This is a genomic window from Streptomyces sp. NPDC097640 (assembly GCF_040302705.1).
Lineage (GTDB): Bacteria > Actinomycetota > Actinomycetes > Streptomycetales > Streptomycetaceae > Streptomyces.
In genome coordinates this window covers 130,803-151,937 of sequence record NZ_JBEOSB010000001.1, presented here as the reverse complement: position 1 = coordinate 151,937, position 21,135 = coordinate 130,803, and the positions used below count along the sequence as shown (strand labels likewise).

Annotated in this window: 18 protein-coding genes; 2 read left to right on the top strand and 16 right to left on the bottom strand. The window is 71.3% G+C overall.

Annotation, left to right across the window (positions count from 1 at the left end):
* Positions 1-36: 36 nt before the first annotated feature.
* The 5 genes from gntD to ABTY62_RS00370 form a co-directional block, all read right to left on the bottom strand.
* Complete coding sequence (gene gntD / locus ABTY62_RS00390) at positions 37-1,074, bottom strand: guanitoxin biosynthesis L-enduracididine beta-hydroxylase GntD (RefSeq protein WP_352127075.1); 1,038 nt, start codon at positions 1,072-1,074, stop codon at positions 37-39.
* A gap of 15 nt (positions 1,075-1,089) precedes the next feature.
* Entirely contained in the window at positions 1,090-2,217 is a 1,128-nt protein-coding gene (locus ABTY62_RS00385) for a beta-ketoacyl synthase N-terminal-like domain-containing protein (protein WP_352127074.1), read from the bottom strand.
* Positions 2,214-3,425, bottom strand: a complete 1,212-nt coding sequence (locus tag ABTY62_RS00380; protein WP_352127449.1) for a beta-ketoacyl-[acyl-carrier-protein] synthase family protein — start codon at positions 3,423-3,425, stop codon at positions 2,214-2,216. The genes ABTY62_RS00385 and ABTY62_RS00380 overlap by 4 nt, the downstream gene beginning before the upstream one ends.
* Positions 3,426-3,471: 46 nt before the next feature.
* Entirely contained in the window at positions 3,472-3,747 is a 276-nt protein-coding gene (locus ABTY62_RS00375) for an acyl carrier protein (RefSeq protein WP_311721769.1), read from the bottom strand.
* A gap of 73 nt (positions 3,748-3,820) precedes the next feature.
* Entirely contained in the window at positions 3,821-4,627 is an 807-nt protein-coding gene (locus ABTY62_RS00370) for an AfsR/SARP family transcriptional regulator (protein WP_352127073.1), read from the bottom strand.
* A gap of 255 nt (positions 4,628-4,882) precedes the next feature.
* On the opposite strand from ABTY62_RS00370, the gene ABTY62_RS00365 reads away from it, so the two are divergent.
* Positions 4,883-5,509, top strand: a complete 627-nt coding sequence (locus tag ABTY62_RS00365; RefSeq protein ID WP_352127072.1) for a class I SAM-dependent methyltransferase — start codon at positions 4,883-4,885, stop codon at positions 5,507-5,509.
* Positions 5,510-5,530: 21 nt separating this feature from the next.
* On the opposite strand, the gene ABTY62_RS00360 is transcribed toward ABTY62_RS00365, so the two are convergent.
* The 6 genes from ABTY62_RS00360 to ABTY62_RS00335 all read right to left on the bottom strand — a co-directional run bounded on the left by ABTY62_RS00360 (position 5,531) and on the right by ABTY62_RS00335 (position 13,366).
* Positions 5,531-6,535 carry a glycoside hydrolase family protein gene (locus ABTY62_RS00360; protein WP_352127070.1) on the bottom strand — a complete coding sequence of 335 codons (1,005 nt, stop codon included), beginning with the start codon at positions 6,533-6,535 and terminating at the stop codon, positions 5,531-5,533.
* Positions 6,536-6,560: 25 nt separating this feature from the next.
* Positions 6,561-7,847, bottom strand: a complete 1,287-nt coding sequence (locus tag ABTY62_RS00355; RefSeq protein WP_352127069.1) for a TRAP transporter large permease — start codon at positions 7,845-7,847, stop codon at positions 6,561-6,563.
* A gap of 3 nt (positions 7,848-7,850) precedes the next feature.
* Positions 7,851-8,402 (bottom strand): hypothetical protein, encoded by a 552-nt coding sequence (locus ABTY62_RS00350; protein WP_352127068.1) that lies wholly within the window; start codon positions 8,400-8,402, stop codon positions 7,851-7,853.
* A complete protein-coding gene (locus ABTY62_RS00345) occupies positions 8,399-10,531 on the bottom strand; it encodes a hydantoinase/oxoprolinase family protein (protein ID WP_352127067.1) in 2,133 nt (710 codons plus the stop codon). The genes ABTY62_RS00350 and ABTY62_RS00345 overlap by 4 nt, the downstream gene beginning before the upstream one ends.
* A gap of 85 nt (positions 10,532-10,616) precedes the next feature.
* Complete coding sequence (locus ABTY62_RS00340; protein WP_352127066.1) at positions 10,617-12,215, bottom strand: FAD-dependent oxidoreductase; 1,599 nt, start codon at positions 12,213-12,215, stop codon at positions 10,617-10,619.
* Between the two features lie 41 nt (positions 12,216-12,256).
* Positions 12,257-13,366, bottom strand: a complete 1,110-nt coding sequence (locus tag ABTY62_RS00335) for a LacI family DNA-binding transcriptional regulator (RefSeq protein ID WP_352127065.1) — start codon at positions 13,364-13,366, stop codon at positions 12,257-12,259.
* 256 nt (positions 13,367-13,622) lie between these two features.
* On the opposite strand from ABTY62_RS00335, the gene ABTY62_RS00330 reads away from it, so the two are divergent.
* Positions 13,623-14,108 carry a VOC family protein gene (locus ABTY62_RS00330; RefSeq protein WP_352127064.1) on the top strand — a complete coding sequence of 162 codons (486 nt, stop codon included), beginning with the start codon at positions 13,623-13,625 and terminating at the stop codon, positions 14,106-14,108.
* A gap of 7 nt (positions 14,109-14,115) precedes the next feature.
* Here ABTY62_RS00330 and ABTY62_RS00325 read toward each other — a convergent pair whose 3' ends face one another.
* The 5 genes from ABTY62_RS00325 to ABTY62_RS00305 all read right to left on the bottom strand — a co-directional run bounded on the left by ABTY62_RS00325 (position 14,116) and on the right by ABTY62_RS00305 (position 21,135).
* Positions 14,116-15,396, bottom strand: a complete 1,281-nt coding sequence (locus ABTY62_RS00325; protein WP_352127063.1) for an ABC transporter substrate-binding protein — start codon at positions 15,394-15,396, stop codon at positions 14,116-14,118.
* Between the two features lie 185 nt (positions 15,397-15,581).
* Positions 15,582-17,900 (bottom strand): alpha-xylosidase, encoded by a 2,319-nt coding sequence (gene yicI, locus ABTY62_RS00320; RefSeq protein WP_352127062.1) that lies wholly within the window; start codon positions 17,898-17,900, stop codon positions 15,582-15,584.
* A gap of 1 nt (position 17,901) precedes the next feature.
* Entirely contained in the window at positions 17,902-19,320 is a 1,419-nt protein-coding gene (locus tag ABTY62_RS00315; RefSeq protein ID WP_352127061.1) for a GH1 family beta-glucosidase, read from the bottom strand.
* Between the two features lie 40 nt (positions 19,321-19,360).
* Positions 19,361-20,176: a carbohydrate ABC transporter permease gene (locus ABTY62_RS00310; protein ID WP_352127060.1), complete on the bottom strand. Its 816-nt coding sequence runs from the start codon at positions 20,174-20,176 to the stop codon at positions 19,361-19,363.
* A 5-nt stretch (positions 20,177-20,181) separates the two neighbouring features.
* Positions 20,182-21,135, bottom strand: a complete 954-nt coding sequence (locus tag ABTY62_RS00305) for a carbohydrate ABC transporter permease (RefSeq protein WP_352127059.1) — start codon at positions 21,133-21,135, stop codon at positions 20,182-20,184.

Here is a 21,135-nt window from a genome sequence, read left to right as displayed (position 1 = left end):
GCGGAAGATTTTTAAGTGGTGCGGTAAACAGCCAGGTCAACCGGACAGGACTGCCCGAGCGGTGCGCCGGGTGGCCGTGACGCCCGCGTCGGCCATCCGCCGCAGGTCGCGGGTCACACTCACCCGTTTCAGCCAGCGATCCGTGCCGTCGAACCGCGGCCGGAAGGACCTGCGTCCGTGGACACAGCGCTGGTTGTCCAGGAACAGGTAGTCCCCCGGCTCCAGGGCCAGGTCGCCGAGCCGCCGGCCGATCTCGTCCTTGAGCTCGTCCAGCGCCGCCCGCGCCTCCGGGTCGTCCCCGGAAACGACGGTGAAGTCGGCGTCGACGCACAGCGACTGGTTGCCCGCCGGCCCGGCCAGGATCCGCGCGGGCGCCGGATCCGCCCATGCGCCGGCGTCGTCGCTGCCGGTGGGGCTGTGCGAGGTGTCGGGCAGGTGGTGGAAGCGCGGCATGCTCAGTACGGACCGGGTCCGCTCGGTCAGCCGCAGCGAGCGCAGTTCGGTGAGCGTGGTCGGCACCCGGTCCGGATTGCGCAGGCAGGCCAGCCCCAGATAGTGGGCCCGGTGCGGGTGGAAGGCGTCCTCCGTGTGCCAGCCGAGTTCGGCGGAGCTGCTCGCGCTGGTCTGCGAGCTCTGCGCGTACTCACTGGGCACCACATCGTGCACCAGGCGCCCGGCCTGCTGGGTCTCCCAGCCGAACACGTCGCCGAGCAGCACGCCGAGCAGCACCAGGCAGATCTCCGGCGCCATCGCCGGCTCCCGCGGCCGGCGCTCGAACTCCGGTGGCGTGGCGCCGAGTTCGTCGTCGCGCAGCCGGTGTCCGCGGATCCGGAACGCGCCGATGTCGTCGCTGAAGCGGACCTGTTCCAGCCACTCGCGCAGGCCGTACGGCAGCCGCTGGGCGTGCAGGCGCGCGTTGGCGATGAAGCGCGGGTCCTCCACGCTGTCATAGGTCCCCGCGACCTCGGCGGCCACCTTGTCCAGCAGCTCGCTTTCGGCCGCGTCGAGCCGGTAGACATCGCCCGGGTCCTCGACGGCCCCCTCTCCCGGCCGCGCGTCCTGGCTGTTGGGCATGGCCTCCTCTTCTCCTCAGGCGGGACGCCCGAGCAGGGCGCAGCCGACCGTGCCGTCCCGGTCGATGCCGGTGACCAGGGCCAGATCCGCGGGCTCGGACCAGTGCCGCCCGGTGGCCAGGGCCGCCGACAGCTGTAGCCCCGCGGACGCGGCGAACGCGTCGCCCAGCAGCGGACGGGAGTGCAGCCAGTGCATGGCGGAGCGGCCGGTCACCGCGCGGATACCGGCTTCCTCCTGGTCCGAGTGCTCGCCCAGCGGCGCCACCAGCCGGATCCGGTCGGCGGTGGCGCCCGCCTTGGCGAGCACGGCGCGCACGCACTCGGCGAGCTCGGCGCCACCCGTCTCAGGCTCCGGGGTCGCCCGGAAGTGCGTCGCCAGCACCGTGGCGACCGGGACGCGTCCGGCCGCCGCCGCGTCGGCTGCCGACTCCATCAGCGCGACCAGACAGCCCTCGCCCAGTGGCGCAGACGTGTCGCGCGGCCCGCTTGCCGCGTCCGCCAGGAGAGCCCGCGCCTGCGAATACTCCTCGGTGGCGCCGACCAGCAGCCGTCGGCAGTGCCCGCCGCGGCACAGGCGGGCCCCGTAGCCGATCGCCAGCAGCGCGGACAGCCTGCCGCCGGCGATGGTCGTGTTCGGGCCCTTGAGGTGGTGCCAGATCGCACTCTGCCCGGCGGCCCGGTTGAGGAACGTGTCCGGGAACCGCATCGCGTCCACGTGATAGGGCCTGGACGCGGTGAGCGCCTCCCGGGTGAAGTCCATGGCGGCCTGCACATTGCCCTGGCCGACTCCGAGCACCAGCCCGATGCGCTCCGGGTCCTCGGTGACTTCGGGGCCGAGCTCGCGCAACAGCGCGTCGATGGCCGTCACGGCGAACGCCGTGGAGCGGCTCATCGTGCGGGTCCCCTTGCGTCCCAGGTGGTCCGCCGCCTTGAACCCCGGCACGACCGCGGCCCGGGCAGGCCCGGGGAACCCGGCCGCTTCCAGGTCCGCCACCGCCGAGCGTCCGGACAGCAGTCCGTCGCGCAGGGCGTCGCGGCCCACGCCGTAGCCGGTCACGGTGGACCATCCCGACAGCACCAGGGCCTGGTTGTCCGCGTCCACCCCACGCGGGCGCAGCGGCCCGGTCGCCTCGACCGTCGTCATGTCGTCTCCCGGGTCCGACCGAGCAGCAGAACCACGTTGTTGCCCGCGAACGCGAGCGCGTTATTCTGCACCACGTTCAGCACGGCGGGGCGCGCCTGGTTCGGCACGCAGTCCAGCCCGCAGTCCGGGTCGGTGTTCATATGGTTGATGGTGGGCGGGATGAAGCCCTCGTGGATGGCGAGCGCGCAGGCGACCGTGGCCAGTGCGCTCGCCGCGCCCATCGCATGCCCGATCATGCTCTTCACCGACACCGTCGGCGGTGGGGCGGCGAACACCTGGCGGATCGCGCTGGTCTCGACCACGTCGTTGGTCGGGGTGCCGGTGCCGTGTGCCGAGATCAGGTCCACGTCCTCGGGCTTGATGCCGGCGTTGCGGTGCGCGAGCCGGATACACCGGGCCAGGCTGTCCCGGTCCGGGGCGACCGCGTGTCCCGCGTCGCAGTTCAGCCCGTAGCTGAGCACCTCGGCGTAGATCCGCGCGCCGCGGGCCCGCGCCGAGCGCAGGCTCTCCAGGAGCAGTACTCCGCTGCCCTCGCTGGCGAGCAGGCCCTTGCGGTCCCGGTCGAAGGGCTGGCACTTCTCGGGGGCGATGGTGCCGAACCGGTAGAAGCCGGTGAACGTCTTGCGGCACACGGCGTCCGCGCCACCGCACAGCGCGAAGTCGACGTCGCCGGCGCGCAGGGCGTCGTACGCGCTGCCGATCGCGTAGTTGCCCGCCGCGCAGGCGGTCCCGATCGTCATGGACTCCACGTCACGCAGCCCGAGTTCGCGGACCATGCCCGAGGTGAGCTGGTTCGCGTCGGCGCGCCTGGCCAGCGCGGGGTCGAGCCCCCCGGCACCGTCCGTCAGATACTGCTCGGTCAGGGTGTCCAGGTCGCGCGTCTCGCCATCGCTGGTGCCGACGGACACGAGAGCCCGACGGCGCCGCAGTTCCTCGACGTCCAGTGCGGCGTCCGCCAGCGCCATCCGGGCGCCGGCGACCGCGAACTGGGTGGCCCGGCCGATGCCCTCCGGTTCCAGTCGGTCCAGCCACTCGCGCGGGTCGAACCCGGTCACCTCGCACCCGATCGAGTGCGCGAAGCCGGTGGTGTCGAAGGCCGTGATCGGCTTCGCCCCGCTGCGCCCCTCACGCAGCCCGGCGCAGAAGTCGTCAACCCCGATGCCGATGCTGCTGACCACGCCCAGACCCGTGATCACCACTCGCTCCATGTCCCCGTCCGTGTTCACTTCGCCCTCCTCGCGTCGTGAAACCGGATCAGCGACTCGTGGCGAGGGCCTCGCCCACCACCACGAACACGTTCTTGAGGTCGTCCATCAGATCCACCTTGGAGTCCTCGATCTCGACGTCGAAGGTGCGCTCCAGCGAGGCGCCGAGTGCCACCAGGGCCATCGAATCGGCGCCGTACTCCTCGGTGAACGACCCGGTCAGGGTGATGTCCTCCGGTTCGATGTCGAGGACCTCGCACACCACGTCCTTGATGCGGGCCCGTTCCTCGTCCCCCAGCGCGGTCTCGGGCACAGGTGCGGTCATGACGTTGCCTCCAGTGGTGTCGTTCGGGACGCGGGCGGGATCCCACGCCACGGGTGGTCGGTCCGGCCACCGCTCAGAGAACGGCGAATCCCGGAAACGCCGAGCGGCCGACACCGGCCGTCGAGCGTTCGCGGACCGGGCCGAGCAGCTTGGGGTCGGAGTTGAGGATCGCGAGCATGACCTCGCGCAGCAGCGCGCCGGGGTCGACGCCCAGCGAGCCGGTCAGCATCCTCCTGCCCTGCTCGTAGAGGGCGAGGGCGTCGGCCTGGCGGTCGCAGCGGTACAGGGCCGTCATCAGCTGCGCGCGGAACCGCTCCTGGAGCGGGTACTCGCGGACCAGCTGAGTCAGCCTCGGCACCAGCGAGGCGTGCCTGCCGAGCGCGAGTTCGGCCTCGAACCGGCCGGTGAGCGCCGTGATCCGGGCCTCCTCCAGCTGCGGTCGCAGCGCTTCGGCGAGATGCGAGGACACATTCGCGAGCGCGGGCCCGCGCCACAGCGACAGCGCCGATGACAGCAGCGATACCGCCCGCTCGTAGTCGCCCGCGTCCAGCGCCTCGTGGCCGCGCTGCGACTGGTCGGTGAACTCGTCCAGGTCGAACCACGAGGACCCGATCTGCATCAGATAACCCGGCGAACGACGCATGATCCGCGCGTGCGGACCGAGGGTCTTCCGCAGCCGCGAGACGTAGGTGTATATCTGAGCGTTGCTGGTGGCGGGCGCCTTCTGACCCCACAGGTACTCACCCAGCTGCGAGTCGTACACCACCAGGTCGCCGGCCAGGAGCAGAGCGCTCAGCACAGTGCGCTGTTTGGCGCCATGGAGCGGCAGCTGCTTCTCCCCGTGCCGCACCTCGACCTGTCCGAGAATCCGATACTCCATGCACCCCTCCGGTGTCGGCACCCGGACGACAACTCGCGAGCGGCACTACCGGTGACGCGGCACACCACCCACGGGAAACCAGCGGAAGACTACGAAGGCCCGATGACACGCCAGTGACTCCGCACTGACGGCCTATCGGGCCTGTTGTCGTCGGTCGCGGAACCCATGAGGCCCGTCTTGCCGTTATGGCAAGTTTTCGTGCCAGGTCATGGTGCGCCTGGCAAGACTGAGGGCCCACCGACACAAGGAGTCCTGATGAGCACCACCGATGCGGTCGAGTTCTGGGACAGCGTCTACGCGGCCCGGCCGGCAGCCGGCGACCCGCGGCCGAATGCTCGCCTCACCGAGATGGTGACGGGCCTGCCGCCCGGTGACGTGTTGGACCTCGGATGCGGCGAGGGCGGCGACGCGCTGTGGCTCGCCGGCCAGGGGTGGCAGGTCACCGCCACCGACATCTCGGCCGTGGCGGTCGAGCGACTCGCCGCCCTCGCCCGCTCACACGGCCTGGGCGACCGCGTCAGCGCCGTGCGGCACGACCTGCACACGTCGTTCCCGCCCGGCCGTTTCGACCTGATCTGCGCCCACTACCTGCACACCCCTCTCGACCTGGACCGGGCCGCCGTCCTGCGCTCGGCCGCGCACGCACTGCGCCCGGGCGGGCGACTGCTGGTCGTCGACCACGGCTCGACCTCGCCATGGTCGTGGAACCAGGACCCCGACCTCCGGTACCCGAGCCCGCAGGAGGTCGCCGCCGGTATCGGGCTGACCCCGGAGACCTGGACGGTCGAGCGGGCGGAGACCCCCCGCCGGATCGCGACCGGCCCGGGCGGGCGCACCGCCGAGGTCATCGACCATATCCTCCTCATCCGCCGCACCGCCTGACCCGGTGGCCGGCGCCGCCCTTCAGCCCCGGGCCACCGCGATGGAGCCGGCGAGGCGCTCCCCGGCCTCGTAGACCATGTACGGCACGCCGCCGTCCGTGCCGAAGGTCGGGGACGCCGAGCGCCCGTTGTCGGGCGGCGCGGAGCGGGAGTTGTAGAAGACGCCGAGGTGCTTGCGGAGCGAGAAGTCCGCCCCCACCTCGGTGATCATCATGTCGCCGCCGCTGGACTTGTCCTTGTTGTAGACGACGAACGCGGAGCCGTCGCGCGTCAGCAGGTGCGGGCCGCCGATGTTCACCGCGCCCACGTCCGAGTGGCGCACCAGGGGTGTCTGGTCGAAGGTCCAGTTACGGCCGTCAGCGGACCAGCCCCAGCCGATGTCGCGGTGGTCGGTGGTGTTGTTGATCATGAACAGCATGACGTAGCGGGCGCCGCGGGAGGGCAGGTCGTACCGGAACACCCGGGCGTAGGACGTCTCGCTGGTGCCCGCGGGCATCATCGACGTCGTCAGCACCACCTTGTCGTAGGTGAAGTCCACCCCGTTCTTCGACCGGGCGAGCCGGGTCGTGGTGTTCTCGCCGTGGAAGTACAGCCAGAACTCCTTGGCGTCCTGGTTCCACAGCACATGCGGCGAGGAGACATGGGTGACCGAGTAGTGCGGGTCCCATTTGTTGGACACGATCGGGTTGTTCGGGTACTCGGTGAACGGGCCCTCCATGGAGTCGCCGTAGGCCAGGCAGATGCCGCCGGGCGCGTCGTGCGGCGCGTAGTACAGGTAGTAGCGGCCCAGCGGCGAGGAGAGCTTGTCGTAGACGCCGCGCACGGTGGGGAAGATGATCTCGCCCGTCGGGTTGTACTTCAGCTGCGACGGGGTGAGCAGCGTGCGGACGTAGGTGTAGTCGGGAAATCCGCCGGGCGCGGCCGACGCGGCGGGCGTCGCCAGCCCGCCGAACGTGAGCGCCGCGCCGGAGAGGGCGGTGGCGCGCAGGAACATCCGGCGGTCCGGGCCGGACTGCGGCTCATGCATGATCGGCTCCTGAAGTCGGTTGCTGTCAGAGGTAGGTGGCGGCGGTGACGCACAGGCCACCGAAGGCCACGGCCCACACATAGGGCAGGGTGCGTACCATCACCTGGTGCGGGGAGACGCCCGCGTACTGGGCGCTCCACACGGTCTGAGTGCTGGTCGGGTCGGATACCCCGAAGACCTGGTTGTACGAGGCGGTCATGCCGAGGACGGCGACGGCCGGGTAGATGCCGGTGGCCACCAGGACGCCCGCGATGCCGGCGCCGAGGCCGAAGACGTTCAAGGGGCCGCGGAACAGGCACAGCGGCACCAGCAGCGTGAAGACGAGGACGAACAGCACGGCGTTCTGCGGGCTGACGGCCTTGACGAGGGGTTGCAGGGCGTCGATGGCGCCGGGCAGCTTCACCGCGGCGAGCAGGATGCCGATGGCCACGAAGAGGGTGATGGGCGGCGCGGCCACCTCGAACCCGCCGTACAGGGTGCGCAGCAGGCGGCGGTTCATCTCCCGCGGCCGGGTCGTCGTCACCAGCGCGTACAGCACGCCGCCCAGCAGCGAGGGGATGATGGCCACGTCCAGGCCGAGGGCGAGGGTGAGCGGGACCGCCGGGGTGAGCAGGGCATACCAGGGGGCGTCGCCGAGCAGCCGGCGGCGGTCCCCGCGCGACGGCCGGGCCTGCACCGACTTCAGGGACCAGGTGTGCTCGACGCCGCGGCGCCGGGACTCCACGAGGACGTAGGCGACGGCGGCCACCAGCGCGAACGGGAACAGCTTCACCATGAAGCCGCGCACCGTGTCGACGGGCAGTTCCAGGGCGGTGGAGAAGAACTGCCACACCGGCAGTTCGAAGGGCACGCCGACGGCGATCCCCATGAGGACCGTGCCCGCGGCCGTCACCTTCGGGATGCCCACCGCGATCATCGCGGGGATACCGATCAGACCGGCGAGCATCGCCGCGGGCGCCGATCCGGTCACGGTGCCGACCAGCGCCGACACGGCGAGCACGCCGAGCGCCACGAACACCGGCCGGTCGCCGCCGAATTCGACGATCTTGCGGACGAGGGTGCCGGCGATACCGGTCTCCTCCAGGAGCTTGCCGAGCCACGAGCCCAGCAGGATCGCGATCATCGTGGCGGCGAGCGCGGGCGCCCCCTCCTGGAGCACCGTGTCCAGCACGCTGCCCTTGCCGGAGAGCGGCGCACCCGCCAGGAACGCGATCACCACGGCGAGCAGCACCAGGGCGAACGCCGTGGGCAGCTTGCGGCTGAGCATGGCCGCGACCCCCGCGGCCATGACGAGCAGAATGACGACACCCATCGATCAGTTCTCGCTTTCACAGGACACGGCGGCGGCCAGCGCCTCCGTGAGCAGCAGGGGGCTGCGGCCCAGGCCGCAGGCGGCGTGGGCGTAGGCGTGCGCGGCGATCTCGTCCGCGCCCGCGACGTACGCGTACAGGCGGCGCCGCCCGAGCCGCAGTGCCGTGTGGCCCAGCGCCCGCTTGAACTCGGCGCGCACCGCGGCGTGGTGGAGCCAGGCGTGTGCGCGCTCGTGGGCGAGCGCCGCCGCGCGCACCGACCCCGCGGGGTACCAGTCCCGCCAGCCGCGCTCGGCGACCAGCCGCTCGGCCCGCTCGACGGTGTCGACGTACACCTCGACCACCGGCGGCCGGGACCGGTACCGGGCCAGCAGCCCGGCCTCCAGTCCGCCGCCCCGCTCCACGACCCGTACGGCCGGGGTCCGCGGGGTCATCCGGCGGCCGAACTCCGTGGCCGTCACCGCCCAGTGGCGCAGCAGCGCGGGATCGCGGCCCTCGTGCGTGGGTGTCCCCCCGAGCAGCCGTACCGCGAGGTCCACATCGTGGTCATCGCTCATGTCCGCGACTCCACGACGGCGACGACCGGCTCCTCGGCGCCGCGCGGACGCAGCTCGGTGCGGGCCAGGGCCAGCAGCGCCTCGGGCTCCAGGACACCGGAGAGGTCCGCGATCCGGCCGCCCACCAGAAGCCGCACGGCCGGGGCCCGTACGCCTCCGTCGCCGTAGGAGGTCGCGTCGCGGACCAGCGCGGCAAGCGCCTCGCCGGAGCTTCCCACCGTCATGACCTCCACCCGCGCGTCGGCCGCGCCGAGTCGCACCACACCGTCCGCGTCCACCACCCGCACCGGGTGGCGGTCCGCCCGCAACCGGCGCCGCACCTCGGTGCCGTACACCGTGTACGCGTCCGTACCGGCCAGCGTCCGCACACGTGTCTCCGGTGTTTTGAGGCTGGTGGCGGCAGCGCGCAGCCGCTCGTCGGCGTCGGCGCGGTGCGCCCGGTCCTGGGTGCGCAGCTCGGTGGCGCCCGTCGCGACCGCCCGCACGGTGTTGGTCTGCGGGTCGACGGTCACCTCCACCTCGACGCCGTCGGCGGCGGCGCCCTGGGCGACGACGGCCCGCTCGGCCTCGGCGCGCACCGCGAGGATCTGCTCCTGGGTGGCGCCGGGCACGATGCGCTCGACCTGCTCGCGCACCAGCGCGAGCGCCACTCCGACGGGGCTGATCACCTCGCTGTGCCGGGCGATGCGCCCCTCGAGCCCGGCGGAGGCGGCGAGGTGCGGGGTCACCGCCGCCGCGCCACCGCCCCCGCCGACGACGAGTACCGTGTCCCGGTCCAGGCGGTAGTCGCGGATCATGGTGTCCACCACCGACCTGACCTGCTCCGTCCCCGCGTCGAGCACCGCCCGGGCCGCACCGGCCACGTCCGTGCCGAGGGCGGCGGCCAGCGGGGCGAGGGCGGCCCGCGCGACCTTCTGGTCGCTGCGCGCGAAGTCCTCCTCCCCCACCCGCCCGAGCGCGTTCGCCGCGCATGTCATCGTCACCGCGAACCGGCCGCCCGCCGCGTCGAGGACCAGATAGTCGTCCGGGTCACCTGCCATCGGCCGGATCGTCGCCACCCGGGCGTCCCGCAGATCGTCGAGCGAGGCGAAGCAGGCGTAGGGCAGGCCGGCGATGTGCGCGCTGCGCGGACCGACGCCGACCACCCGACCCTGGGAGACCCGCACCATGGAACCGCCGCCGACCCCGACCGTGCGGACGTCGAGGGCGCTCAGGTAGGAGGTCCTGCCGAGGATCGTCGCGTGGCGCACCGCCACCCTTCCCCGCCGCACCACGCTGATGTCGGTCGAGGTGCCGCCCGTCTCCAGGAAAACGCCCTCGCTGATCCGCTCCTGCATCAGCGCCCCGGCGACGCCCGCCGCCGGGCCCGACAGGATCGTCAGCAGCGGACGCCGGCGCATCTCGTCCAGCGACATCACACCGCCGTCGCAGCGCATCACCATCAGCGGCGCGGTCACCCCGGCCTTCGTGATGGACGCGTCCACCAGATCGGCCGTCGCCAGCATCCGCGGCAGGATCGCGGCGTTCACCACCGCCGTCCGGGTCCGCTTGTGCAGCCCGTACATCGAGGTGATCTCGTGGGCGGCGGCCAGCGGCAGCCCCGTGGACCGAGCCGCGTCGAGCACGGCCTGCTCGCCCTCGGGCCGGTCCACGCCGAACGGCTCCGTGGCGACGAGCACCTCGGCTCCCTCGGCGCGCACCCGCTCCACGGCCGCGCGCACCTCGGCCTCCTGGGACGAGTCGGCCACGTGGGCGTACGCCAGCGGAAGCCGTTTGCCGGGGGTGAGTTCGAGCTTGCCGAAGGCGGCGAGCCGCCGGGTGATCACCGCGCCGGGCCCGCCGCCGATCCCGATCAGCCCGACCGTGGCCACGTCGCCCTCCAGCAGGGCGTTGGTGGCCTGGGTCGTGCCGTGTGCCAGGAACACCACGTCGTCCGCCGTCCGGTCGACCTTCGCCAGGAGCTGTTCGAGCGCCTGGACGATGCCGTGGGCGACGCCGTCCTCGTGGTGGTGGCTGGTGGGCACCTTCACCTGGCCCACCAGCGTGAGCGTGGCGGCGTCCACCGCCACGGCATCGGTGAACGTGCCACCCACGTCGATGCCGACGCGGATGCGGCGGTCTGGTGTCATGGCGGGCACCTCCTTGTGTGTTGACGTGCTTGCGTGGTCGATGACGTGGGGGGCCGGAAGAGCGTGGACGAGCTGTCGGACGGGGTCAGTAGCCGCGGACGTCGGGCCAGCGGCGCTGCACACCCGCCCGGTCCAGGAGGCGGCCGAACTCCTCGAACCGCTTGTCGTCGGCCTGCACCTGGTGGGGCTCCACGCCCTCGTCCAGACAGTGCGCGGCGAGCGCGCCCGCGACCTCGCCGACGTTCCACTCGACCGGGTGCAGCCGGTAGCAGCCGTTGGTGATGTGGGTGGTGCCGATGTTCTTCCCGGCGGGCAGCAGGTTCCGCACCCGGCGCGGCACCAGCGCGCCGAGCGGGATCTCGAACGGCACGGAGCCGACGTCGATGTAGGTGTCGCCGCCCGTGGAGGGGTGCAGGTCGATGCGGTAACCGCCCACCCCGACCGAGTCGCGGTAGCGGGTCCCGCCGTACGGGCCGACCAGGTCGATCGCGACGTCCTGCTCGACGACCGTGGTCACCGCCTTGATGCGCCGCGACTCGCGCACGTAGGCCGCCTTGGCCAGACCGTCCGCGGTGCCGGTGACGTCCGGGCGGATCCGCAGCCCCGGGAAGCCGGTGCCGCCGTCCGCGCGCGGCGCCTCCGTCTGAAGCCAGTACAGCACCGACAGCGACAACTGGCGTGCCTCGCGCAGGGCTTCGGCCTCCTGCCCGACGTAGGGCTTCAGCCAGTAGTCGTTCAGCGGCCAGTTGACGAGGGTGATGTCCGAGCCGAAGGCGCCCGGCCGGTGCAGCTTGCGGGCGAGGATCCGGCGGAACCCCCACAGCTCCTTGTCCCCGGCGTCGGCGCTCTGGTCGGCGCTGACGGCCAGCGGGTCGAGGTCCGGGTTGGGCACGAAGGTGCGGGCCACGGGCTCCAGGGTGCGCGGGTCGGGCGCCTCGAAGCCGAGCAGCGGACCCGGCCAGAAGTCGGGCCGGTAGGCACGCCAGAAGTCGTAGTCCTCGGGCCGGTCCACGGTGTGGTCCTCGCCCTCGTGGTGGGAGAGCGCGAAGCACACGGTGATGCCCTGCTGGTTGTCGGGCCGCGCCTCGGCGGGGGCGTGCGGCTCGCCGAACTCGTCCTGCGCCTCGGCCCCGTTGGCGTGCTCCACATCGGCGAGGTCGAGCAGTTCACCGGTCTCGGTGGCGTCGACGACGTACCGGGCGGTGACCGTGGTCAGAGCGCCGCCGCGCAGGTCGCGCACGGTCACCGCGCGGATCAGGTCGCCGTCCGTCTCGGCGGACACGGCGCGGTGCTCGGTCAGGACGGTCAGCAGGCCCGCGGCCCGGTACGGGGCGAGCAGGCTCTCCAGAACGGCGAGCGCCACCCGCGGCTCGTGGCACAGCTTGCTGACCCTGCCCGCTCCCGGGTTCAGCTCCGCGAGCCCCAGCGCCTCGGCGCGCAGCGGGTACCACTGCCGGTAGTAGGCCCGGATCCCCTCGCGCAGCGCCCGGTACGACGCCGTCGTGCCGAACTGCTCCACCCAGGGGTGCTCGTCCGGCGGCACCGCCTGCGCGGTGAGCTGACCGCCGATCCAGTCCGTCTCCTCGGTCATCACGACACGTCGGCCCGCCCGGCAGGCGCCGAGCGCGGCGGCGACCCCGCCGAGGCCGCCACCGACGATCAGGATGTCCGTTTCCGCTGTCACAGTGCTCCTTGTGCTCGTGTCCGAGTGTTCGTCAGGGGGTGTCATGGCCGCCGCAGACCGGACGGGCCCGCCGTCTCGCCGGTGCGGAACTCGCAGGCCACCAGCGGTTCATGGGCCTCCTCACCGGCCACCAGGGCGGCGAGGAGCCGGACGGCGGCCGCGCCGAGCTGGTGCCGGGGCACGTCGAACCCCATGGGTACGGGCGCGGCGGCCATGTCCGGCGGCGGGCCGCCGAGCAGCCCCAGCGAGACGTCCCCCGGGCAGCTGAGCCCCGCCTCCCGGACGGCGGCGTCCAGCGCGCGCCAGGCCGCGCCGGTGTCCGTCTCCTCCGCGACGAACGCCGTGACCCCGTCCGCGACCAGCGCGCGCACCCGCTCCGCCGTCACCTCGCCCGCCGGGTCGGCGCAGCGCAGCACCGCCTCCGGGCCCGCCTCGGCACCGACGGCCGCCAGCCCCTCGAGAAAGCCCCGCTGACGGTCCGCGGACGCCGGGGCGTCGTCGTCCTCGCGCACCAGGACGATGCGCCGGTGCCCCAGGGACGCCAGGTGCTCCACGACGGCGCGGCTGGCGCTGACATAGTCGGCGCCGACCCAGGCCGGCCCCTCCACCTGCTCGCGGCGGCCGAGGTGGACCACGGGGAAGCCGTCGGCCACGAGCCGTTTGAGCTCGGCGCCCGGCGCGTGGCGGCCGAGGAAGAGGCAGCCGTCGGCCAGACGCACCCGGCTCAGCGCGTCCGGCCCGGCCGCTCCCGCGCCGCCGCTGCTCGACCCCGTGAACAGCACCAGGTCGTAGCCGCGGGCGGCCGCCTCCTGCTCCACGCCGACGAGGAACGGGTAGTACGAGTGCTGCACGTCCGTCGGGAACGTCGCGGTGAAGCTGAAGACGCCGAGGAGGTTGTTGCGGGCGGCGGCCAGCCGCCGCGCGGCCGGGTCGTGCGTGTACCCGAGGCTGCGGGCGGCGTCGAGGACGCGCTGCCGGGTCTCCTCGGAGATCGTCGCCGCCTTGCCGTCCGTGCGGGCCGACAGCACCAGCGACACCGTGGCCTGCGAGACTCCGGCGAGCTGGGCCACTTCGGCCTGCCGCGGGCGTGACGTACGGCTGCCCGAGCCCGGATTCCGTCCCGGCTTCGCCCGTTTCCTCGACTGCTCCACGCTTGATTCCTTCTCGCCACCGCTGAACCATTGGTAATGCGCCACTGGTAATGCGCATTACCTATGCGCATTACCGAGCACTCTGCGGCTGGCGTGCGGGGTAGGTCAAGACGTGTGCGGCAACTTTGCGAACGGCGGAGCCTGCTGACGGAGGCGAAGAAGATTGCAGCGGGTGCGGAAGCCGGAGAAAAAGGGCAAGCTGGCCATGATCGATCTCGACTCCCGAGTGCCGAGCCGACCCGTCCCGAGGTGAGCCATGAGCGCGGAAGCTGACATCCCGAGCCTCGTCGGCGTCCACCACCTGAAGCTGCCGGTACGCGATCTCGCCCGCTCCGAGGCCTGGTACGGGCGCACGCTCGGCTACCAGCGGGCAGCCGAGTTCCTCGAGAAGGGGGTGCTGATCGAGATCGTACTGAGCCATCCGGCCGGCGGACCGGACCTGGCGCTGCGGCTCGCCCCGGACCGGGCGGAGGCCGCCGCCGGCTTCGACTACTTCGCCATCGCGGTGCCCGACGGCGCCGCGATCGAGGCGCTCGCCGCTCGTCTGGAGGCCCTTGGTGAGCCGCACGGCGGCGTCTGGCGCGGCCTGCGCGGATGGGTGCTGCCGTCGCTGCATGACCCTGACGGCCACGAGGTGCGTTTCTACACCATGGAGGAGCACACCCCGCACGAGCCCGGCGAGGTCATGCGCATGGTGGACCCCCTGGAGAGCGCCGAGCAGGTACGGCCCGCCGCGCCGTAGCTCCGTACTACTTCCGCAGGTCCTGTTGCAGGGTCCTCAGCGCCTGCTCGCTGCTCTTGACGCCGGTCAGGGCGGCGTATGCCTGCTGCTGGATGGCCGAGGTCACCTCGCCGTACCGCACGACCCGCGGACGCGGCACGGCGGTCTCGATGGACCGCTTGAGGACGCGCAGGTACGGATACTCCTTGGTCAGCGACGGGTCGTCGTACAGCGCCGCGTAGGGCGGAGCGAAGGCGGCGTCCTTGAGGAACGTTCTCGCGCTGTCCTGGCTGGTGAAGAACTTCATGAAGTCCATCGCCGTGGCCTTGTTCCTGGCGAAGGAGGAAAGGGCCAGGTTGTGCCCGCCCAGGCTGGAGGAGCCGGGCCCGTTCAGACCGGGCAGCGGCGCGACCGCGAACTTCCCCGCCACATTGCTCTTCCGCGCCAGGGAGTACACATACGGCCAGTTGCGCAGGAAGATCAGCTTCCCGGCCTGGAACGCCCGACGGCTGCCCTCCTCCTGGTAGGTGAGGGCCTCCTTGGGAATGGTGCCGTCCTTGACGGAGCCGACCAGGAAGTCCAGGCCCTTCTTCGCCTCAGGGGTGTCGACGTCCGGCTTGCCGCCGGCGTCGGTCACGACACCGCCGGCCGACTGCACGGCCTCGGAGAAGTTCACCGTCAGGCCCTCGTACTTCCGGAACTGCGCCGCGTAGCAGGACATGTCCTTGGCCTCGGGCAGCTTCTTCACCTTGGCGCAGTCCGCCTTCATCCGCGACCAGGTCGTCGGGGGCCCCGCGATGCCGGCCTTCTTCAGAAGATCGGCGCGGTAGTACAGCAGACCGCCGTCCGAACTGAACGGCACGGCGTACAGGGCGCCGCGATACTCTGCCGTCTCCACCACCGGCTTCAGCATCTTCCGCAGGGGAAACTGACTCTCGGGCAGCTTTTCGATCCACCGGTGGGCGGCGAACTCCGAGGTCCACACGACATCGAGGGAGAGCACCGTGTAGGCGTCCGACTTCGTCTCCGCGTTCTGGACCATCTCCCGGCGCTGCGAGTCGGCGTCCGTCGGCAGCTGGATGAAGCTGACCTGCTCCTTGGGGTGCAGCCTGTTCCAGCGATCGAGCGCCGCCTGGACGGTGCCCGTCGTGTCCTTGCCGGCAACGAACGTGATGGCGCCCCGGCCCTCGAACGACGGGTCCCCGGCCTGCTCCCCGGGGTCGCTGCCCCCTGAGGAGCCGCAGGCGGTCAGGACGAGGCCGACGGCGAGGAGCCCGGCCGAGCGCCGCAGCGCTCTGATGGTGACCATGAGATTCCTCCGCCATCCTCCGCGCGCAGCGTGTCCGTCGCACCCACCCTCGCCCACGGGTACGGCAAACCGGCCGCGACACGACTCCAGGTCGCTGACGGCCGGCTGGACATCACCCTCGCCGCGCCACGGAGGCCTCCGCGATCACGGCCGGGCCCGCTCTGTCAGCCGGGCCCGGCCCGTGCTCACATGGCGGCCGGAACGACCAGGCGGTGCGTGCCGGGCGGGGCCGGGTACAGTGCGCCGGCCGGGTGCGCCCCGGCGTCGTCGGCCGGGGTGGCCCCCACGACCACGACGTTCCAGGGCAGTTCACTCTCGGTCTCGATGACCGTCTCGCCGCCCGAACGCCGGACGGTGAAGACCGCGGCCGCGGAGCCCGACCGTGCGGGGATGGTGGTGACGGTCACGGAGCCGTCGGCCCCGCCCGGGTACACATGGAGTGTCACGCCGTCCGCCCAGTCGGATCGCGGGCTGTCGTCCACCGCGCCGAAGGGGACCACCGAGCCCGGCCGGGCCAGCAGCGGCAGCGTCCGGAAACCGTGCCGCTCGCGCCTCCAGCCCGGACCGCTGACCCGCTCGCCGGTGATCACATTGGTCCAGCTGCCCTCCGGCACGTAGTACTCGACCGTGCCGTCCTCGCTGAAGACGGGGGCCACCAGCAGATCCGCGCCGAGCATGTACTGACGGTCGAGCGAGTGGGTGCTCGGATCCTCGGGGAATTCCAGCAGCATGGCCCGCATCACCGGCGTGCCGGACTCCTTGGCCTCGACCGCCGCGTGGAAGAGATACGGCATCAGCCGGTGCTTCAGCCGGGTGAAGTCACGGGTGACCTCGACCGCCTCCTCGCCGTAGTCCCACGGCACCCGGTAGGACTTGCTGCCGTGCAGCCGACTGTGCGAGGAAAGCAGGCCGAACTGCACCCACCGCTTGAAGACGGCCGGCGGCGGGGTGCCCTCGAAGCCACCGATGTCGTGGCTCCAGAAGCCGAAGCCCGACAGGCCGAGCGACAGGCCGCCGCGCAGCGACTCGGCCATCGCCTCGAACGTCGACTCGCAGTCGCCACCCCAGTGGACCGGCATGCGCTGGCCGCCGGCGGTGGCGGAGCGGGCGAAGAGCACCGCCTCGCCCTCGCCGCGCTCCTCGACCAGCAGGTCGAAGACCGTCTCGTTGTAGAGCTGGGTGTAGTAGTTGTGCATCCGCTCCGGGTCCGAGCCGTCGAACCAGACGACGTCCTCGGTCGGCACCCGCTCACCGAAATCGGTCTTGAAGGCGTCCACTCCCTGGCCGAGGAGGTGTCGCAGCTTGGCGGCGTACCACGCGCGGGCGGCGGGATTGGTGAAGTCCACCATGCCCATCCCGGCCTGCCACTTGTCCCACTGCCAGACGTCACCGTTCGACCGCTTCAGCAGATAGCCGGCTGCCATGCCCTCGGCGAACAGGGGGGACTTCTGCGCGATGTACGGATTGATCCAGACGCAGACGCGCAGCCCCCGCTCCCTCAACCGGGACAGCGTCCCTTCGGGATCCGGGAAGACCGCCGGGTCCCAGACGAAGTCGGACCACTGGTACTCCCGCATCCAGAAGCAGTCGAAGTGGAAGACGCTGAGCGGGATGTCCCGCTCGGCCATGCCCGCCACGAACCGGGCCACCGTCTCCTCGTCGTAGGAGGTGGTGAAGGAGGTCGACAGCCACAGCCCGAACGACCAGTCCGGCGGCAGCGCGGGCCGGCCGGTGAGACCCGTGTAACGGCGCAGCACGTCCTTCGGGGCTGGTCCGGCGATGACGAAGAACTCGAGGGACTGATCCTCGACGCTGAACTGGACCCGGCCGACGTTCTCGGAGCCGATCTCGTAGGAGACCTTGCCCGGGTGGTTGACGAAAACACCGTAGCCACCGCTGCTCAGGTGGAACGGCACGTTCTTGTAGGCCTGTTCACTGCTGGTGCCACCGTCGGCCTGCCAGATGTCGACACTCTGGCCGTTCTTGGTGAACGGGGTGAAGCGCTCGCCGAGGCCGTACACGGTCTCGCCGACGCCGAGCGACATCTTCGCCAGCATGTGGTGGCGGTCGTCGGCGTCGGTGACAAAGCCCAGGTCGCGGGGGCCGAGCGAGGTGATGACCCTGCCGCCGGAGACGAACCTGAGATTGCAGGAACCCTCGGTGTCGGCTTCGAGGGACAGCGCGCCCGATACGAGCTCGACCGTCGAGCCTTCGCGAGCGGTCTTCGCATGACCGCCGTCCGGGTCGGTGGTGAGGGGGAACGCCGGGGTGCGGGGGCGCGTGCCGCCGTGGTGCCACACCCGTACACCGATGATGCCCTCGGCGGGTGACCACGCCTCCACGGTCACCAGCGGGCCGTTGAGCGTGTCGCCGCGGTGCCGGACCCGGGTGACCGGCGCGTAGAGGGTGAAACGGTCGTCGGCGACGTCCACGTCGGCGACGGAGGTGGCATAGCGGGCCGTCACGCCCGGCCGCATCTGCCAGTAGCCGTCGGTGAACTTCATCTCAGTGCTCCTGCGTGGACGCGCGGTTGACGGTGATCAGCTCGCGGAACCAGTGGTAACTGTCCTTGGGCGTGCGTTCCTGGGTGTCGTTGTCGACCCGTACGATCCCGAAGCGCTGACCGTAGCCCCGGGCCCACTCGAAGTTGTCCAGGAGCGACCAGCAGTAGTAGCCGCGGACGTCCACGCCCGCGTCGATGGCGGCGGACACGGCCGCCACATGGTCGCGCAGGTACGCCACCCGGTCGGTGTCCCGCACGGCTCCGTCCGGCGAGACGGTGTCGGCCTCGGCGGAACCGTTCTCCGTGATGTAGACGGGCGGCAGGTTCGGGTACCGCGCGGACAGGTCCACCAGCAACTCGGTGAAGGCCTCGGGGACGACGGGCCAGCCCATGGTGGTGTGCCGGGTGCCGTACGGGTCGCTCTCGGCGACCCGGATGTCCATGGCGGTGCGCCGGGACGCGTCGGCCTCCGCGTACGGTGCGTCGGAGACGGTCAGCGGGCGGTAGAAGTTCAGCCCCACGAAATCCAGTGGTGTGCCGATGGTGTCCAGGTCACCGTCGTGGCGGTACGAGCCGTCGGCCACCTCGCCCCAGGTTTCGGACTCGTCGGTGGGGTACCGGCCGTTGAACAGAGGCTCCGTCCAGACCTCGTTGTGCAGCGTCTCGGCGCGCCGCAGCGCGGCCAGGTCGGCCGGGGAGGAACTGGCCGCGTGGATACGGTCGAGATTCAGTGTGATGCCGACCTGGGAGGCGCCGGCCTCCCGCAGGACCCGCACCGCGTTTCCATGGGCGAGCAGCAGGTGGTGCGCGGCGGCCAGGGCTCCGGTGCCCTCGCGGGCGCCGGGAGCGTGTCGTCCTTCCGCGTATCCCACGAAGGCGGAGCAGAAGGGCTCGTTGAGGGTGATCCACCGGCCCACCCGGTCGCCCAGTCGCTCCACCACCAGCCGGGTGTACTCGGCGAAGGCTTCGGCGGTCTCCCGGACCCGCCAGCCGCCCCGGTCCTCCAGCGCCTGCGGCAGGTCCCAGTGGTAGAGCGTGACGGCCGGGGAGACACCGGCTTCGAGGAGCGCGTCGGTGAGCCGGTCGTAGAAGTCCAGCCCCTTCGCATTGGCCGGTCCTGTGCCCTGCGGCTGGATCCGCGGCCAGGCCACGGAGAAGCGGTAGGAGTCGACACCGAGGCGCCGCAGCAGTTCGACGTCCTCCCGATAGCGGTGGTAGTGGTCGCACGCGATGTCACCGGTGGCACCGCCCTGGGTGCGGCCGGGAGTGTGGCTGAAGGTGTCCCAGATCGACGGTCCGCGGCCGTCCTCGTCGTGCGCGCCCTCGATCTGGTAGCTCGCGGTCGCGGTCCCGAAGACGAAGCCGGGTGGGAGGACGGGGAACCGCGCGGTGTCCGGTGAGTGAGGTGACGTGCTGCTCATGCTGTATTGCGGACCTTCCGGGTCTTGAGAGGGGTGCGTACTACTTGACCGAGCCGCCGGTGATTCCCGCGGCGACGTATTTCTGAGCCAGTATCAGCAGGATCGCCGCCGGAATGGCGGAGACCACGGCCGTGGCCATGACCGCGCCCCAGTCGCTGACGTGGGCGCCGATGTACTCGTACATGCTGAGGGTGATCGGCTTGACGTCGTCCGTCGTGTTGAGCGTCAGCGCGAACATGAAGTCGGACCAGGCGAAGAGGAAGGTGAAGAGCCCGGCCGTGATCAGCGAGTTACGGCTGATCGGGAGCACGATGCGGACGAAGGCGGTGAATCGGTTCGCCCCGTCGACCATCGCCGCTTCCACGATCTCTTTCGGGATCGACACCATGAACGCCCTCAGCAGCACGATGGAGAACGGCAGCCCGAGCGAGGCGTCGGCCAGGATCAGCCCGGGGAGCGAGTTGACCAGGTTCAGGTCGACATAGGCGCTGTAGAGCGCGTTGGCTATCACGATGCCGGGCACCATCTGGGTGATCAGGGTGCCGAACACGATGGACCGGCCGCCCCGCAGGCCGAGCTGGGCCAGGCCGTAGGCGGCGGGCGCCGCCATCGCGAGACAGACCACGACCGCGCCGAGCGCGACGACCAGGCTGGTCACGAGCGAGCCGCCCTGGCTGTCCAGCGCCCGCTCGAAGTTCGACCAGCCCGGCGAGGTGGGGAACCAGCTGGTCGAGGCGAGACTCTCGCCCGGCTGAAGGGCGATGTTGAGCATCCAGTACAGAGGGAAGAGCAGGATGAGCAGAACGACCAGCGCGATGACGGTGTTGCTGCCCCGTCGCAGGGTGCGGGCGGACATGGCGATCACTTCCCCTGACCGAAGTCGGACCGGTTGGCCCGGAGATAGAACACGGCGAACACCGCGCTGATGAGGATGAGGACGTTGCCGACCACGGCGCCCTGCCCGAAGTCGAGCTGCTGGAACGAGAGCTGGTAGGTGGCGGTGCCCAGGGTCTGGGTGGAGTCGGCCGGCCCGCCGCCAGTCAGCGCGAGGATCAGGTCCAGGATCTTGATCGTCGACATGAAACCGAGGACCAGGACCACCGTGATCACCGGCCGCAACTGCGGCAGCGTGATGCTGCGGAACGTACGCCAGGGACCGGCGCCGTCGAGCGAGGCGGCCTCGTACATCTCACGCGGGATCTCCTGGAGCCCGCCGTAGAGGATCACCATGTTGAACGGGATGCCGACCCAGATGTTGACCAGGATCGCCGACAGCAGGGCGACGCTCGGACTGCTCAGCCAGGGCACCGGCTCCGAGGTGAGGTGCAGGTTCATCAGCAGGGTGTTGAGCACCCCGGTGTCCTGGTCGAGCAGTTTCCGCCAGACGACCGAGGAGACGACCATCGGGATGAGCCACGGAAGCAGCAGCACCGCGCGGGCGAAGCCGGACAGCCGGAAGCGCCGGGAGAAGAACACGGCCAGCGCCAGGCCCAGCACGAACTGGCCGAGCAGTGAGCCCAGCGTGAAGAGGACCGTGTGCCAGAGAGATTTGGTGAACAGCTCGTTGCCGAACACCGCGGTCCAGTTGTCGAGGCCGTTGAACGGTGCCTCGCCGGTGAAGAAGGTACGCGGTGTGTAGTGCTGGAAGCTCATGACGACGTTGCGTACGAGCGGATACCCGAAGAAGGCCAGCATGTAGAGAACGGCGGGCGCCACGAAGAGCCAGCGCGTCAGCGTGGCGCGGGACGCTCTCCGACCGGGGACGGTGGGGCTCGCCACCACGGACTTGGCGGGCGCGGCAGTGGTGGTACTCAT

Excerpts from the sequence above, each read along its gene's own strand:
- gntD (WP_352127075.1), bottom strand. The coding sequence starts at position 1,074 with ATGCCCAACAGCCAGGACGCGCGGCCGGGAGAGGGGGCCGTCGAGGAC.
- ABTY62_RS00385 (WP_352127074.1), bottom strand. The coding sequence starts at position 2,217 with ATGACGACGGTCGAGGCGACCGGGCCGCTGCGCCCGCGTGGGGTGGAC.
- ABTY62_RS00380 (WP_352127449.1), bottom strand. The coding sequence starts at position 3,425 with ATGGAGCGAGTGGTGATCACGGGTCTGGGCGTGGTCAGCAGCATCGGC.
- ABTY62_RS00375 (WP_311721769.1), bottom strand. The coding sequence starts at position 3,747 with ATGACCGCACCTGTGCCCGAGACCGCGCTGGGGGACGAGGAACGGGCC.
- ABTY62_RS00370 (WP_352127073.1), bottom strand. The coding sequence starts at position 4,627 with ATGGAGTATCGGATTCTCGGACAGGTCGAGGTGCGGCACGGGGAGAAG.
- ABTY62_RS00365 (WP_352127072.1), top strand. The coding sequence starts at position 4,883 with ATGAGCACCACCGATGCGGTCGAGTTCTGGGACAGCGTCTACGCGGCC.
- ABTY62_RS00360 (WP_352127070.1), bottom strand. The coding sequence starts at position 6,535 with ATGCATGAGCCGCAGTCCGGCCCGGACCGCCGGATGTTCCTGCGCGCC.
- ABTY62_RS00355 (WP_352127069.1), bottom strand. The coding sequence starts at position 7,847 with ATGGGTGTCGTCATTCTGCTCGTCATGGCCGCGGGGGTCGCGGCCATG.
- ABTY62_RS00350 (WP_352127068.1), bottom strand. The coding sequence starts at position 8,402 with ATGAGCGATGACCACGATGTGGACCTCGCGGTACGGCTGCTCGGGGGG.
- ABTY62_RS00345 (WP_352127067.1), bottom strand. The coding sequence starts at position 10,531 with ATGACACCAGACCGCCGCATCCGCGTCGGCATCGACGTGGGTGGCACG.
- ABTY62_RS00330 (WP_352127064.1), top strand. The coding sequence starts at position 13,623 with ATGAGCGCGGAAGCTGACATCCCGAGCCTCGTCGGCGTCCACCACCTG.
- ABTY62_RS00325 (WP_352127063.1), bottom strand. The coding sequence starts at position 15,396 with ATGGTCACCATCAGAGCGCTGCGGCGCTCGGCCGGGCTCCTCGCCGTC.
- yicI (WP_352127062.1), bottom strand. The coding sequence starts at position 17,900 with ATGAAGTTCACCGACGGCTACTGGCAGATGCGGCCGGGCGTGACGGCC.
- ABTY62_RS00315 (WP_352127061.1), bottom strand. The coding sequence starts at position 19,320 with ATGAGCAGCACGTCACCTCACTCACCGGACACCGCGCGGTTCCCCGTC.
- ABTY62_RS00310 (WP_352127060.1), bottom strand. The coding sequence starts at position 20,176 with ATGTCCGCCCGCACCCTGCGACGGGGCAGCAACACCGTCATCGCGCTG.
- ABTY62_RS00305 (WP_352127059.1), bottom strand. The coding sequence starts at position 21,135 with ATGAGTACCACCACTGCCGCGCCCGCCAAGTCCGTGGTGGCGAGCCCC.